This window comes from Enterovibrio norvegicus DSM 15893 (genome assembly GCF_900115495.1).
Lineage (GTDB): Bacteria > Pseudomonadota > Gammaproteobacteria > Enterobacterales > Vibrionaceae > Enterovibrio > Enterovibrio norvegicus.
Map to the genome: position 1 here is coordinate 27,970 of NZ_FOWR01000011.1, position 15,647 is coordinate 43,616.

A 15,647-nucleotide genomic window follows, 5' to 3' on the forward strand; every position below is an offset into this window, starting at 1 on the left:
GCCCGCCATAAAGGCGGGCAAGGAGGTTGTTATCTAGGTCGGCTTCCTGCCGACTCATTGATTATGTTTTTACATTTTTTAAGAAATTACGCTTTACCGTATTTCTCAACAACGCGTGCGTGAAGCTCTTGTACTGAGTTCACTTTCGACATATCTACTGCGGCATGCGCCATACAGGTAGCAAACGCCGCATTTAGCGTTGTGGTGTAACTTACTTTCTCAGCCAGTGCGCCACGACGAAGTACTTTTGAGTCTTCAATCGCTTGGCGGCCTTCAGTGGTGTTCACGATGTAGCTGTATTCGCCGTTCTTGATTCGGTCAAGAATGTGAGGACGACCTTCGTGTACCTTGTTCACTAGGCGAGGGTTAATGCCCGCTTCACCAAGAACAACAGCAGTACCGTGTGTCGCATCCAGTTCAAAGCCAAGCTTGATAAGCTTCGCGGCAAGGTCAACAACACGCTGCTTGTCAGTATTACGAACAGACAGAAGTGCGCGACCTTTTTCACTGTATTGCTTACCACAGCCAAGATCCGCTTTCGCAAACGCTTCAGCAAATGTGTCACCCACACCCATGACTTCACCGGTCGAGCGCATTTCTGGGCCCAACAGTGGGTCAACACCTGGGAACTTGTTGAACGGCAATACCACTTCTTTCACAGAGTAATACGGTGGAATGATTTCTTGTGTGAAACCTTGTGACTCAAGCGATTGGCCAGCCATAACACGCGCTGCAATTTTAGCCAGTGGTGCACCAGTAGCTTTCGATACAAATGGCACCGTACGTGCAGCACGCGGGTTCACCTCAATCAGGTAAACTTCGCCGTCTTTTACTGCAAACTGCGTATTCATCAAACCACGAACACCCAATTCAAACGCCAGTTTTTCAACTTGGCGACGCATCTCGTCCTGAATGTCTTGGCTCAAGGTGTAAGCTGGCAGTGAACATGCAGAGTCACCTGAGTGAACACCCGCTTGTTCGATGTGCTCCATGATGCCGCCAATCACAACGCGTTCGCCGTCACAAATAGCATCCACATCCACTTCGGTCGCATCATCAAGGAAACGGTCAAGCAGTACTGGTGATTCGTTAGAAACGCTTACCGCTTCATTGAAGTAACGGCGCAAGTCGTTTTCGTCATACACGATTTCCATTGCACGGCCACCCAGAACATACGATGGACGAACAACCAGAGGGAAACCAATCTCTTTTGACTTATCAATGGCTTGTTCCATTGTCGTCACTGTCGCATTTTCTGGTGTTTTCAAACCTAAACGGTCAACCGCAGATTGGAAACGTTCACGGTCTTCCGCACGGTCAATCGCATCTGGGCTCGTACCAATGATTGGCACACCAGCAGCTTCTAGCGCACGCGCCAATTTCAGTGGCGTTTGACCACCGTATTGCACGATAACGCCCTTAGGCTTTTCAACACGAGCGATAGCGAGCACGTCTTCAAGTGTTACTGGCTCGAAGTACAAACGGTCAGACGTATCGTAATCGGTAGAAACCGTTTCAGGGTTACAGTTAACCATGATGGTTTCATAGCCATCTTCACGAAGTGCTAGTGATGCGTGTACACAGCAGTAATCGAACTCGATACCTTGACCGATACGGTTTGGACCACCGCCCAATACCATGATCTTGTCTTTATCTGTTGGGTTCGCTTCACACTCTTCATCGTAAGAGCTGTACATGTACGCGGTATCAGACGAGAACTCTGCTGCACAGGTATCCACGCGCTTGTAAACAGGGTGGATGTCGTACTGGTCACGAAGCTTGCGGATTTCGTTTTCGCTCACACCCAATAGTTTGCTCAAACGTGCATCAGCGAAGCCTTTGCGTTTTAGTTTGCGCAGTACATCTTTGTTTAGACCCGCGAAGCCATTTTCTTTGACTTCAGCTTCGATTTTGACGATGTCTTCAATCTGTACCAAGAACCAGCGGTCAACATTGGTCAGCTTAAATACACCATCAACCGACATGCCTGCACGGAAAGCATCAGCGATGTACCAAATACGCTCAGCACCGGCATCTTTCAATTCGTGACGAATCTTGGTCATTGCGTCTGGTTCATCCAGATCGACCATCTCATCAAAGCCTGTCGCGCCAACTTCTAGGCCACGCAATGCTTTGTGAAGCGATTCTTGCTGGTTACGACCAATCGCCATGACTTCGCCCACAGATTTCATCTGAGTGGTCAGACGGTCATTCGCACCAGCAAATTTTTCGAAGTTAAAACGAGGGATCTTAGTCACAACGTAATCGATGGTTGGTTCAAATGATGCTGGTGTTGCACCGCCAGTGATGTCATTCATCAACTCATCAAGGGTGAAACCAACGGCTAGCTTCGCTGCCACTTTTGCAATCGGGAAGCCTGTTGCTTTCGATGCTAGCGCAGAAGAGCGAGATACGCGTGGGTTCATCTCGATGATAACCATACGGCCATCTTTCGGGTTGATACCAAACTGAACGTTTGAGCCGCCGGTTTCTACGCCGATTTCACGCAGAACCGCTAGCGATGCGTTACGCATCAATTGGTATTCTTTGTCGGTCAGTGTTTGTGCTGGCGCCACAGTAATAGAGTCACCCGTGTGGATGCCCATTGCATCAAAGTTTTCGATGGCACATACGATGATACAGTTGTCGTTCTTGTCGCGAACAACTTCCATTTCGTATTCTTTCCAACCGATCAGAGATTCATCGATAAGAAGTTCGTTGGTTGGAGAAAGATCCAAACCACGACGACAGATGTCATCAAACTCTTCTTTGTTGTACGCGATACCACCACCGGTACCACCCATGGTAAAAGAAGGACGGATGATGCAAGGGAAACCGACCATGTCCAAAACTTTGTAAGCTTCTTCCATCGTTTTCGCTGTGTCTGCGGTTGGACATTCCAAACCGATAGACTTCATTGCTTTGTCGAAGCGCGAACGGTCTTCTGCTTTATCAATCGCATCCGCCGTTGCACCAATCATTTCGACGCCGAACTCAGCCAGTACACCGTGCTTTTCAAGTTCAAGCGCACAGTTCAATGCCGTTTGACCGCCCATTGTCGGTAGAACCGCATCAGGACGCTCTTTTGCAATGATGTTGCGAACAACTTCCCATTGAATTGGCTCAATGTAAGTCGCATCCGCCATTTCTGGGTCGGTCATGATGGTGGCTGGGTTAGAGTTCACCAAAATAACGCGGTAACCCTCTTCACGCAGCGCTTTACAAGCTTGCGCACCTGAATAGTCAAACTCACACGCCTGGCCAATAACAATTGGGCCTGCGCCTAGAATAAGAATACTTTTTAAGTCTGTACGTTTTGGCATTCTCTGCTACTCCGGATTACGCGCTGTGTTGCTTAATAAGTTCAATGAAGTGGTCAAAAAGCGGTGCCGCATCGTGCGGACCAGGGCTCGCTTCAGGGTGCCCTTGGAAGCTAAAGGCTGGTTTATCTGTACGGTGAATACCCTGCAGAGAACCATCAAATAGCGATACGTGAGTAGCACGTAGATTTTCAGGAAGCGTGGCTTCGTCAGCGGCAAAACCGTGGTTTTGCGATGTGATCATCACAACGCTGCGATCCAAGTCTTTTACTGGGTGGTTTGCACCGTGGTGGCCAAACTTCATTTTTACCGTTTGGGCGCCCGATGCCAGAGCCAGAATTTGGTGACCAAGACAGATACCAAAAATTGGCAAACCTTTGTCTAGGAATACTTTTGTTGCTTCGATAGCGTATGTACATGGCTCAGGGTCACCCGGGCCATTCGACAGGAATACACCATCAGGGTTAAGTGCCAATACATCTTCAGCAGATGTTTGTGCAGGGACGACGGTCAAACGACAACCACGATCCACCAGCATACGCAGAATGTTGCGCTTCGCACCGAAGTCGTAAGCAACAACGTGGAATGGTAATTCACTGCTGTCTTTTGCTTCTGGCAAACCGCCTTCTAGCGTCCAAGAGCCTTGCTTCCACTCATAAGCTTCTGCAGTGGTCACTTCTTTCGCCAAATCCATGCCTTTCAGACCTGGGAATGCTTTCGCTTTAGCAAGTGCCAATGCTTCGTCAAGGTTGTCACCTGCAACGATACAACCGTTTTGTGCGCCTTTTTCACGTAATAGACGTGTCAGCTTACGGGTATCGATGTCGGCGATACCAACGATGTTTTGAGACTTAAGGTAATCGGAAAGCGTTTGTTGGCTGCGGAAGTTTGAAGCAATAAGGGGAAGGTCACGAATTACCAAGCCTTGCGCGTGGATTCTTGAGGATTCTTCGTCTTCGGTATTAGTACCGGTGTTGCCAATGTGGGGATAAGTAAGAGTAACAATTTGCTGAGAGTAAGAAGGGTCAGTGAGAATTTCTTGATACCCCGTCATCGAGGTATTAAAAACAACTTCACCAACAGCAGAACCATCAGCACCAATGGACACACCGTGGAATACAGTCCCATCTTCTAGGACTAAGAGCGCAGACTTGCTCAAGACAACCTCCAAATCAATAAAAATGCAAAATAAATAGATAAATTCGCATTAAGTCATTCCATACAATTGCCAGTTCGACGTCAAGCCGAAATTTGACAAATTGCGCGCATTCTAGAGATCCACGCCGAATGTGTCAACAGGACTCGCAAAAAAGAACATAACTTTCACCCACCCTAAATAGTTTTCACCCTCAAGCGTATAAAAACCCCACTAAACTCAAGCGAAATACGCATTTCCCATAAAAACACCTCTTACCATGGTTGGCTGAGCATTCGAAAAGAAAGGTAAGCAATCAGACCATTACGCAACCGTTTCCTAATGTTATCTTTTCGATACTTTTAGAGGCTAAAGCAGCATAAACAGGGGCAAAGGCACAAAAGCACACCTAAACATGGTGGAAACATGGAAAGGAAAGAGAGAAAGGAAAGATCCAGAGAAAGGGGAAAACACCATGCAGTCCGCTCACGCAAACTGCATAGTTAATCGAATTTTGATTAAAGGGTATCGAGCTCTAATACATCTTGCATCGTAAAAAAGCCCGATGGTTTCGCATTGAGCCAAATCGCTGCGCGAACAGCACCGTTAGCAAACGTCATTCGATTTGTCGCTTTGTGAGTGATTTCAACGCGCTCACCAATGTCAGCAAACATGGCTGTATGTTCACCCACAATGTCGCCAGCACGGATCGTGGCAAAACCTATTTCGTCGCGGCTTCGCTCACCAGTGATACCTTCACGTGCATACACAGCAACATCACTCAGCTTGTTGCCCATCGCACCTGCAATGGCTTCACCCATACCAATAGCAGTACCCGAAGGTGCATCCACTTTATGACGATGGTGCGCTTCAACGATCTCAATGTCGCAGTAGTCACCCATCACTTTTGCGGCTTTCTCAAGCAGCTTAAAGACAAGGTTTACGCCAACGCTATAATTTGGCGCCATCACAATACCGGTGTCAGAAGCTGCAGCATCAATCTGTGCGCGCTGCTCATCAGTAAAACCTGTTGTACCAATGATCAGTTTTTTCCCATGCAGTTGGCAAAGTGCAAGGTTGGCTAACGTCACGACAGGCGCAGTAAAATCAATGATGACGTCAAAGTCATCTGCCACCTTAGCTAAATCATCCACAATGGTCACGTCGCGCTTACCAATGCCGGCGAGCTCACCTGCGTCAGCGCCAATAAGACTCGATTCAGGACGTTCACTTGCAGCAGCCAGTATTGCGCCTTCCATTCCATCCGTGGCTTGAATTAGCTGTCGGCCCATACGGCCAGCAGCGCCCGCAATTGCAATGCGAACCATGTAAATCCCCTTTCAATCTTGGTCAGCGCCACGTCAACGCGGCGCAATAAAATCATTCGTTTGTCACTCTACCTTTTTCAAACAGTGATGTATATCCGAGCAATGCTTGGAATGACGCTCTGTATCGTCGACGAAATTCTTCCCGCGTTAAAACGCAAAAAGGAGCCAAAGGCTCCTTTTACACAATCGAGAATAATCAAGGTGTCGTTAGTCAATATGCTTAACTTGAAGCTCGCGCGGCACTTCAAAGAACATGTTTTCTTCACGTCCTTTCAATTCTTCCACCGCCGTACCGCCATACGCTTCAATTTGAGCAATGATAAGATTCACAAGTTCTTCTGGTGCTGACGCACCCGCCGTCACCCCGACCTTCACCTTGCTTTCAAACCATTCCGCCTTCACATCTTCTGCGCAATCCGTCAGGTATGCTGGCGTTCCCAGTTTTTCACTCAATTCACGTAAGCGATTGGAGTTTGAACTGTTCTTCGACCCCACCACCACCATCACATCACATTGTGTCGCCAACTCACGAACTGCATCTTGGCGATTTTGGGTGGCGTAACAAATGTCATCTTTGCGCGGGCCTTGGATCTCAGGGAATACCTCACGTAATCGGTCAATCACGTCTGCCGTTTCATCCACCGACAAGGTGGTTTGACTGACGTAGTGCAAGTTAGAAGGGTCTTTCACATTGATGGTATGGACATCTTCCGCCGTTTCCACCAAGTACATACCACCTGTTTCGCTGGCGTACTGTCCCATGGTGCCTTCCACTTCTGGATGACCAGCATGGCCAATCAGCACCACTTCCATATTCTTACGACTTGCACGCGCAACTTCCATATGCACTTTAGTCACTAACGGACACGTTGCGTCGAACACGGTTAGACTGCGAGATTTTGCTTCATTGCGAACCGCTTGTGACACACCGTGGGCTGAAAAAATAACAATGCTGTCATCTGGCACTTCACTGAGCTCTTCAACAAACACAGCACCACGAGACTTTAGGCCTTCCACAACAAAGCGGTTATGCACGACTTCATGACGCACATAAATAGGAGGCTGATACATTTCTAGTGCACGCTCAACAATGCTGATAGCACGATCGACACCGGCACAAAACCCACGAGGGTTAGCTAGCAAAATCTTCATTACAACGCCTTTTAACCGACACTCACTATTTCTACATCAAAGATGACATTTTGGCCGGCGAGTGGGTGATTAAAATCCACCGTGACAGACTCGCCCGACACTTCCGTAATGACACCTGGAATTTCCTGACCACCGGGACCTGCAAACGCGACGATGGTACCTTCCTCTAAAGGAATGTCCCCAGAAAATTGACTGCGATCCATATGTTGGATGTTGTCAGGGTTGGATTGGCCAAACGCATCATCAGGACCCAGTGTAAAACTGGCTTTCTCGCCTTCGGATAAACCTAATAGGCACTTTTCAAAGTTATCCGTCAAACTGCCATCGCCCATCACAAGCTTCGCAGGTTTGCCAGATGTCTGGGTGCTATCTGCTACAGAACCGTCTTCCAGTTTTATGGTGAAGTGCATAACCACTTCACTCTTAGCACTAATGTTTGCCATTCAACCATCCTTGAATTCAATGAGGACGTTTACCGTCCAATCTTACCCAGTAACATCTTAATGTTGGGTATAAACCCCAATTCTAATTGGGTTATGTATTTTTGAATACAATACGGCGCTGCCCGTAAAACGACCAGCGCCATAGTGTTATTTCTTTTGTCTCACCACAAACCGTTTACTCAGTTTCAGCGGCTTGTTTTCTTGAGGACAAAATACTTTCCAGCACAATCAAACCAGCACCAATACAAATTGCCGTATCTGCCAGGTTAAAGGCTGGCCAGTGATTCTTTCCGATAAAGAAATCGAGGAAATCGATCACGAAGCCATGAACAAGACGATCAAACAAGTTACCGATCGCACCACCAATGACTAAGGCATAAGCGATGTTCAAGATCTTGTTGCTCGCAGGTGTTTGGCGCATCCAGTACGCCAACATGCCTGATACAGTCAGTGCAATAGCCGCGAAGAACCATCGCTGCCAGCCACCGGCATCGCTCAAGAAGCTGAATGCAGCACCGTAATTGTGAACATACAAAAGGTTAAAGAAAGGCAGCACCTCAATGCGGTTCGCCCAACCATATCCCATCGTGTCCATAACAAACAGTTTGCTGCCAATATCCAACACGAACACCAGCAGTGCTAGCCACAGCCAACGCACACCCGACTGTTTTACTGTCAGATCTTTCATCCAGCCTTCCTACTCTCTTTATGCGTGATGACGATTACGCGAATTGACGCGTTTCGCCTTCACCATCAATGTTACTTACACAACGACCACATAGGGTTGGATGTGCGTCGATTGTGCCTACATCTGCAACATGGTGCCAGCAACGCTCACACTTCTCTGCATCTGATTTCGCAACAACCACAGACAAACCATCGATTTCTGTTGCCACTGCAGCTTCCGGCGCTGCGTCAGTCGCAACAACGTCTGCTTTTGAGGTCAGCAACACGAAACGTAGCTCATTACCCATCGCTTCTAGCTTGGCAGCAAACTCAGGTTTCGCATAAAGGGTGATTTCAGCTTCGAGTGAACCACCGATTTTCTTATCGTTACGCGCTTGTTCCAATACTTTGTTAACAGCACCGCGAACACGCAGCAATTCAGACCAGAATGCGTTGTTCAGCGTCTCGTCATCGTTCAGACCAAACAAACCGTCGTACCACACTTCAGTGAATACGTACTTGTTGCGAACGCCCGGCATTTCGTTCCAGATTTCATCTGCAGTGAACGACATGATCGGTGCCATCCAGCGAACCAACGCTTCCATGATATGGAACAAGGCCGTTTGACAGCTGCGGTGCGCAAGGCCACCTGCTTTCGCGGTGTATTGACGGTCTTTGATGATGTCCAAGTAGAATGAACCCATCTCTACAGAACAGAACTGCATCAGACGTTGTGTTACTGCGTGGAAGTTACACTCTTCAAACGCTTTCAGAATCTCTTCTTGTGCTTCCAGTGCCTTACCAACCGCCCAGCGGTCTGCAATCACCATGTCTTCCGCTGCAACCATGTCAGTTTCAGGGTTGAAACCGTTCAAGTTAGCCAGCAGGAAGCGCGCCGTGTTACGAATGCGGCGATACGCATCAGCACTGCGGTTTAGGATTTGATCTGACACGGTCATTTCGCCCGTGTAATCCGTTGATGCCACCCACAAGCGTAAGATGTCGCCACCCAACTTGTTCATCACTTCTTGTGGAGAAACAACGTTACCGATCGACTTAGACATCTTACGGCCTTGACCATCAACGGTGAAACCGTGGGTCAATACTTGCTTGTAAGGTGCGGCATTTTTGATTGCAACAGACGTCATAAGTGACGATTGGAACCAGCCACGGTGTTGATCCGAGCCTTCCAAGTACATGTCAGCTTCATGGCCGTTGAATTCCGCACGTTGGTTAACAACTGCATAGTGCGTAGCACCTGAGTCGAACCATACGTCGAGGGTATCCAATACTTTTTCGTAGCTTTCAGCGTCGTCACCAAGCAACTCTGCCGTGTCGAGATCCCACCACGCTTGAATGCCTGATTGTTCAACTTTCTGCGCCACTTGCTCGATCAGTTCAACCGTGTTCGGGTGAAGTTCTGAGGTTTCCTTGTGAACGAACAACGCAATTGGCACGCCCCACGTACGTTGACGGGAGATACACCAATCAGGGCGACCTTCAACCATCGACTCGATGCGGTTTTGACCCCACTCAGGGATCCACTTTACGTTTTTGATCTCTTCCAGTGCTTTCGCACGCAGGCCAGCTTTCTCCATAGAGATAAACCACTGCGGCGTTGCACGGAAAATGATCGGTGTTTTGTGGCGCCAGCAATGTGGGTAGCTATGCTCGTACGCGTGGTGATGAAGCAAAGAACCGTGTTCTTTCAACACGTCAATCACGTTGTCGTTTGCTTTTAACACGTGTTGACCCGCAAACAACTCGGTATCTGGCAAGTAAACGCCGTTACTGCCGACTGGGTTCGCCACTTCTAGGCCGTACTTTTGACCTACCACGAAGTCTTCTTGACCGTGACCAGGTGCAGTGTGAACCACACCCGTACCTGATTCTGTCGTTACGTGTTCGCCACAAATAACCGGCACATCAAAGCTGTAAAACGGGTGGTTGAAGCGCAATAGCTCCAACGCGTCACCTTGGCAGAAGCCAAGATTATGGAAATGTTCGATACCTGCGCGATCCATCACTTGCTTCGCAAGTTCAGATGCCACGATCAAACGGCGAGGCGTCTCGCCTTCCACTTGAACAAGTACATATTCCAGCGCATCAGAAACGGCCACTGCACGGTTTGCAGGCAACGTCCAAGGCGTGGTGGTCCAGATAACGATAGACACGTCACCGTGACCTTCATGGCCTTCCGCCAAACCGAATTTTGCCAGTACCGCTGCTTCGTCCGTCGCGCGGAACATCACATCAATAGAAGGAGACACTTTGTTCTCATATTCTACTTCTGCTTCAGCCAGTGCTGAACCACAGTCAGTACACCAGTGAACAGGCTTAAAGCCTTTGTGGAGGTGACCGTTGTCTGCGATTTTGCCTAGTGCACGGATGATGTTCGCTTCAGTGTTGAAGTCCATGGTCAGGTATGGCTTATCCCACTCACCCAACACACCAAGACGTTTGAAATCCGCCTTTTGGCCTTCAACTTGCTTTGCTGCGTACTCACGACACTTCTGACGGAATTCAGCAGCCGTCACTTTTTTGCCCGGCTTGCCGACTTTCTTCTCAACCATCAGTTCGATTGGTAGACCGTGACAGTCCCAACCAGGTACGTAAGGTGCGTCAAAGTCCGACAATGTTTTGGACTTAATAATAATGTCTTTAAGAATCTTGTTTACTGAGTGACCAATATGGATGTTGCCGTTTGCATACGGAGGGCCGTCATGCAGGATGAAAGATTTCTTGCCTTTTTTCGCTTTACGGATCTCGCCGTAAAGATCTTCATCGTACCAACGCTTGAGCATTTGCGGCTCACGTTGTGCAAGATTACCTCGCATCGGAAACGCGGTTTCCGGCAGGTTTAAGGTATCTTTAAAGTCACTCATTGATTGTTCATTCCGTATGGACGTTTTCGACATTATCTTGACCAGCCAGCCACGCGCTGTCTGGTCATCAAGTTCAATTTGGGCTTTTAGTTCGTCTAGCGAACCAAATTTTTTCTCATCTCGCAGCTTATGAAGAAGCTGCACTTCAACATGTCGACCGTAAAGATCGCCAGCGAAGTCAAAAAGGTGCACTTCCAGTTGTTGGCGTACACCATTAACGGTTGGTCGCGTGCCTACGTTGGCAACACCACCTAACCATGTGTTCTCATCAATACCGCCAACCTTGACGACATACACACCTGACACAGGCGTAACGCGTCGTTTCAAGGGTACATTTGCGGTAGGGAATCCGATGGTACGACCCAGCTTTTTACCGTGGGAAACACGCCCACTGATGCTGTAAGGTCGCCCTAGCATCTGCTCCACAGCGTCCTGCTCGCCTCGTGCCAATTCATCACGAATGGCCGTACTGCTAACACGCTGCTCTGAGACACAAAAACTTTGCGTACTCACCACATCAAAATGTGCAGATTTTGCTTCTTGTTGCAGATAAACAAAATCACCCTGACGCATAGCGCCAAAGCGGAAGTCATCGCCGACCACGAGAAACTTAACACCCAATTGTTCAGCCAACAAGCGATGAACAAAGTCATAGGGCGTCATGGCAGCGAATTTTGCATTAAAATTCACCACAAGTAACCGCTCAACGCCTAATTTCGCCAGTTGCGTGTACTTGTCACGCAAACGGGTCAATCGCGCAGGCGCTCGATCAGCAGCAAACAGTTCTCTTGGTTGCGGTTCAAACAGCATGACCGTGGGCGGAACACCCAACTCTCGGGCCTTCTTTACCACTTGAATAAGCACTTGTTGGTGGCCTAAATGCACACCATCAAAGTTACCGATCGTCAGTACGCACCCTCGGTGTCTGTCTCGGATGTTATGAATGCCTCGGATCAATTCCATAATGGTAAAACTGCTTTCCCCTAAAAAAACCGACGGATTATATACTAGTTATGCGCAGCAATCAGCTTTCTGCTCGAAGTTGACGCGGCCTTACACCAGATACGGCCAAAGACACTAGGTAAGTCACTGCACCCAAAGCGATTAAGCCAAAAAGAATGTAGGTACGTTCCCAGAGCCCCATCGCGAGCCAATCTGTATTTTCTGGCATCAACCAAAACACCAAACTGCCCATCGATGCCGCTCCAATCACGAGACGTAGCGTGAAGAACAGTGTTTCACGACTCACGCGGTACACACCCTGCTTATGGAGGCCTCTGTAAAGTAAGCCCGCATTCACCAATGCTGACAACGCCGTTGCCATAGCAAGACCGACATAGCCATAAAATGAAGCGAAGATAAGGTTAAACACCATATTGCTAACCATAGCAATGATGCCATAGCGCACAGGCGTCTTCGTGTCTTGGCGAGCGTAATAGCCAGGTGCCAGTACTTTGATGAGCATGAAGTTAAGCAAGCCCGATGCGTAGGCCATTAACGACAGCGCCGCGGCATCCACGTCTGACGGGCTAAACTCGCCACGCATGAAGAGCACCATCAGCATAGGTTTGGCCAACACCATCATGCCGACCATGGCGGGTAAGCCAAGCAATAGCACCATGCGAATACCCCAGTCCATCGTACTGGCGAACTGACCGGACGATTGCTCAACATGCTTTTTCGACAATGCCGGCAATATTACGGTGGCAATTGCAATACCAAACAACCCCAACGGAAACTCTAAGAGGCGGTCAGAGTAATACAACCAACTGATGGAGCCCGTCGCAAGAAAACTCGCGATAAAGGTATCAAGCAGTAAGTTTATCTGACTAACAGACACACCAAACAGTGCTGGAATCATCAAGGTGCGAATTTTCACAACACCGGGATGAGACCATCCCCATTTCGGTTTAACCAGCATTCCTTCGCGGTAAAGAAACGGAAACTGGAATGCAAACTGGATCAAACCGCCGAGGAAAACACCAATACCCAATCCAATTTCAGGCTGTTCTAAATTGGGCGCTATCCAAATGGCCGCCGAAATCATCGCAATATTGAGAAATACAGGCGTAAATGATGAAACGGCGAATCGCCCTAGCGTGTTGAGGATGGATCCTGCCAACGCCACAAAGGAAATAAACCAAAGATAAGGGAAGGTGATCTTCAATATTAGAGACGCTAATTCAAATTTGTGCGCCGAAGGGCCATCGTTGACCCAATCCAAAAACCAACCCGCACCAAATAGTGCAGTGATCACAGGCGATGCAATCACGCCCACCACGGTGACAATGGTCACTAATACACCCAAGGTGCCTGATACGTAAGCAATCAGCTCACGGGTTTTATTTTTATCATCACTGGCTTGGTATTCGGCTAAAACAGGCACAAACGCCTGTGAAAACGCACCTTCTGCAAACAGACGACGTAAAAAATTAGGGATTTTATTCGCGAAAAAGAAAACGTCCGCGGCGGCACCAGCCCCCATTAAGTTTGCGATAACCACATCGCGCACCAACCCCATCACGCGAGACACCATGGTCATAAAACTGACAATCATTCCCGAGCGAAGTAATCGCTTTGACACCTATAACCCCTTAAAACCAAAAATAAAGTAAGATGCATCTGTCTGTTCATGTTATCACGTCTGTTTTAATTGAATTCTAGACTGAACAACAAATGCGAAAAGGCAGATAAAAGGCTTACTTCATACTAAGAATGCTGGTAGAATCTGCCGCCATATTAACCGCGATGTTCGTCACATGCCATTGCTATGGTAATGCGGCGCATTATTGCACAAATGAATTGACAACTCGGGTAAAACGGGGCATATTCCTCGGCCTTAAATTGTCACCGAATATAAGATTTGGGAGTTAGACCCTTGGCGAATATCAAATCTGCTAAGAAGCGTGCAATCCAATCTGAGAAGCGCCGCCAGCACAATGCAAGCCGTCGCTCAATGATGCGCACTTACATGAAAAAAACTATCGCAGCTATCGTAGCTGGTGATAAAGAAGCGGCTACTAAAGCGTTTGGCGAAATGCAACCTATCTTGGATCGTATGGCTACAAAAGGCCTTATCCACAAGAACAAGGCTGCTCGTCATAAAGCGAACCTAGTTGCTCAAATTAAAGCTCTTTAATAGCGCTTCAATTTGAAATAAAAAAACCGGCTTATGGCCGGTTTTTTTATACGTGATATTTAGACTTGAGTGCTAACTAAACGAATCTTCACACCTCATCACTCATTCGCTTTAAAGCTTCAGTAACACCTCTTGGCTATGATTCCCATAGTAAAACGCCCATTAAGAACGTGGCCTCACAAGGCCGAGTATTGTGTTGGCAAGATGACTGATCAGGTATGAATACTTTGCTTTGCTCGACGGTGGTTATTTACAATATAGCTGATGAAGTGTCGACATAATCGTTTGAACTTCAACACTTTTCAGCGAATAGTACACCGTTTGCGCTTCTTTGCGTGTGGCCACAAGCCCATCACGACGAAGCCAAGCAAGGTGTTGTGATAACGCTGATTGACTGAGTTGTAATTTGTCACTGAGCATGCCCACTGACAACTCACCTTCCAGCAAATAGCATAGAATGAAAAGTCGACGCTCATTGGCCATTGCTTTTAACAACTGTACCGCTTTTGGCCCTTGTTCTTGCATCTGTTTCAAATCCATACTTACTGCCTACTGTCTTCCATGTAACGGGTTGTTTGGTTTCATTTTAGTTTAACACTGATCATTTTGTTAACAATGCCTATCGTTTAAGAAAGGCGTTAAAAACTAATGAAACAACTTGCTAAAATCTGCTTCACATATTCTTTTTACTGCAGGGTGCTGAATCATGCGCTCTGCAAAAATAACGTAATACTCTTCTTTCAACTCTTTCACTTTTGCAACTTCTTGCACATTTGGTAGTTCCAGCACGTCTTCTGAGTAAAAAGTCGGCGCGACAAACATGGCGCGATGGTTCGACCCAAAAGCCTTCATCAGCGCCGCATCATCGAATTCACCCAAAATATTCGGCGTGATACCTTGGCTATCAAACCAGTGCATCAGTTTGCGTCCCATTGCCGTTCTCGTGCCAGGAATCAAGAGTTTGTACTCTTCGATCACAGCAGGAAATGATGCGTCAATCAACGAGTCAGAACAGAAGAAGCTCATGACACTTTCCCCCAACTTCACGCTAAACAAGCCGGGGCTCTGGGTGGAATCAACAGGGCAGTCAGACAAAATCATATCGAGCTTGTGCTGGCTAAGCTGTTCAAGCAAAAGTTCATGAGTCGATTCAAAACAGCGTAAGTGTATGCTGTTGTCCTCAGGAACGGCCTTCAGAAGCACCCTACTGACGAGACTCTTCGATAATGCGTCAGCGACACCTACATCGAACAACACGTTCTCTTGTTGGCTGTAGTTCACGATATCCAGCATTTCGTAGCTAAGACCGAACATTTTATCCGCGTACTTATAAACCAACTGCCCAAGTTCAGTAGGCTCAATATTTCGTCCAACACGTTTAGTGAGTCGCCCTTTCAGACGTTCTTCCAGCGCACGAATTTGGCCTGTCACAGTTTGAGGCGTAAGAAACAAGGCTTCAGCCGCTTTGGTCACCGAGCCTTGCTTGCAGACCATCCAAAAATAGTACAAATGGTTATAGTTTAAATGTGACATATGATTTCAACGAAAAAGACGCCAGAGTTGCCCCAAAATGGGATTC

Annotated in this window: 11 protein-coding genes and 1 pseudogene; 1 reads left to right on the forward strand and 11 read right to left on the reverse strand. The window is 47.8% G+C overall.

Annotation, left to right across the window (positions count from 1 at the left end):
- Positions 1-86: 86 nt before the first annotated feature.
- The 9 genes and pseudogenes from carB to murJ all read right to left on the reverse strand — a co-directional run bounded on the left by carB (position 87) and on the right by murJ (position 13,513).
- Entirely contained in the window at positions 87-3,323 is a 3,237-nt protein-coding gene (gene carB / locus BM082_RS08705) for a carbamoyl-phosphate synthase large subunit (protein ID WP_017008775.1), read from the reverse strand.
- A gap of 16 nt (positions 3,324-3,339) precedes the next feature.
- Positions 3,340-4,479 carry a glutamine-hydrolyzing carbamoyl-phosphate synthase small subunit gene (carA, locus tag BM082_RS08710; protein ID WP_017008774.1) on the reverse strand — a complete coding sequence of 380 codons (1,140 nt, stop codon included), beginning with the start codon at positions 4,477-4,479 and terminating at the stop codon, positions 3,340-3,342.
- A gap of 494 nt (positions 4,480-4,973) precedes the next feature.
- Complete coding sequence (gene dapB / locus BM082_RS08715; protein WP_017008773.1) at positions 4,974-5,783, reverse strand: 4-hydroxy-tetrahydrodipicolinate reductase; 810 nt, start codon at positions 5,781-5,783, stop codon at positions 4,974-4,976.
- A gap of 207 nt (positions 5,784-5,990) precedes the next feature.
- The gene (gene ispH / locus BM082_RS08720) at positions 5,991-6,935 is read right to left on the reverse strand and encodes a 4-hydroxy-3-methylbut-2-enyl diphosphate reductase (RefSeq protein ID WP_017008772.1); all 945 of its coding nucleotides are present in this window, start codon (positions 6,933-6,935) and stop codon (positions 5,991-5,993) included.
- Positions 6,936-6,946: 11 nt separating this feature from the next.
- Complete coding sequence (fkpB, locus tag BM082_RS08725) at positions 6,947-7,378, reverse strand: FKBP-type peptidyl-prolyl cis-trans isomerase (protein WP_017008771.1); 432 nt, start codon at positions 7,376-7,378, stop codon at positions 6,947-6,949.
- 175 nt (positions 7,379-7,553) lie between these two features.
- Entirely contained in the window at positions 7,554-8,066 is a 513-nt protein-coding gene (gene lspA / locus BM082_RS08730) for a signal peptidase II (protein ID WP_017012543.1), read from the reverse strand.
- A 34-nt stretch (positions 8,067-8,100) separates the two neighbouring features.
- Entirely contained in the window at positions 8,101-10,929 is a 2,829-nt protein-coding gene (gene ileS / locus BM082_RS08735) for an isoleucine--tRNA ligase (protein ID WP_244275973.1), read from the reverse strand.
- A gap of 24 nt (positions 10,930-10,953) precedes the next feature.
- Positions 10,954-11,892: pseudogene (ribF, locus tag BM082_RS25300) on the reverse strand (bifunctional riboflavin kinase/FAD synthetase); the annotation flags it as partial.
- Between the two features lie 61 nt (positions 11,893-11,953).
- Positions 11,954-13,513, reverse strand: coding sequence for a murein biosynthesis integral membrane protein MurJ (gene murJ, locus BM082_RS08740; RefSeq protein ID WP_074926594.1), 1,560 nt, complete (start codon positions 13,511-13,513; stop codon positions 11,954-11,956).
- A gap of 294 nt (positions 13,514-13,807) precedes the next feature.
- On the opposite strand from murJ, the gene rpsT reads away from it, so the two are divergent.
- Positions 13,808-14,068 (forward strand): 30S ribosomal protein S20, encoded by a 261-nt coding sequence (gene rpsT, locus BM082_RS08745; RefSeq protein WP_017008767.1) that lies wholly within the window; start codon positions 13,808-13,810, stop codon positions 14,066-14,068.
- Between the two features lie 246 nt (positions 14,069-14,314).
- Here rpsT and BM082_RS08750 read toward each other — a convergent pair whose 3' ends face one another.
- Positions 14,315-14,608 (reverse strand): ArsR/SmtB family transcription factor, encoded by a 294-nt coding sequence (locus tag BM082_RS08750; RefSeq protein WP_017008766.1) that lies wholly within the window; start codon positions 14,606-14,608, stop codon positions 14,315-14,317.
- Positions 14,609-14,713: 105 nt separating this feature from the next.
- Positions 14,714-15,601, reverse strand: a complete 888-nt coding sequence (gene nhaR / locus BM082_RS08755; RefSeq protein WP_017008765.1) for a transcriptional activator NhaR — start codon at positions 15,599-15,601, stop codon at positions 14,714-14,716.
- Positions 15,602-15,647 lie beyond the last annotated feature (46 nt).

Excerpts from the sequence above, each read along its gene's own strand:
- fkpB (WP_017008771.1), bottom strand. The coding sequence starts at position 7,378 with ATGGCAAACATTAGTGCTAAGAGTGAAGTGGTTATGCACTTCACCATA.
- lspA (WP_017012543.1), bottom strand. The coding sequence starts at position 8,066 with ATGAAAGATCTGACAGTAAAACAGTCGGGTGTGCGTTGGCTGTGGCTA.
- dapB (WP_017008773.1), bottom strand. The coding sequence starts at position 5,783 with ATGGTTCGCATTGCAATTGCGGGCGCTGCTGGCCGTATGGGCCGACAG.
- carB (WP_017008775.1), bottom strand. The coding sequence starts at position 3,323 with ATGCCAAAACGTACAGACTTAAAAAGTATTCTTATTCTAGGCGCAGGC.
- nhaR (WP_017008765.1), bottom strand. The coding sequence starts at position 15,601 with ATGTCACATTTAAACTATAACCATTTGTACTATTTTTGGATGGTCTGC.
- BM082_RS08750 (WP_017008766.1), bottom strand. The coding sequence starts at position 14,608 with ATGGATTTGAAACAGATGCAAGAACAAGGGCCAAAAGCGGTACAGTTG.
- ileS (WP_244275973.1), bottom strand. The coding sequence starts at position 10,929 with ATGAGTGACTTTAAAGATACCTTAAACCTGCCGGAAACCGCGTTTCCG.
- ispH (WP_017008772.1), bottom strand. The coding sequence starts at position 6,935 with ATGAAGATTTTGCTAGCTAACCCTCGTGGGTTTTGTGCCGGTGTCGAT.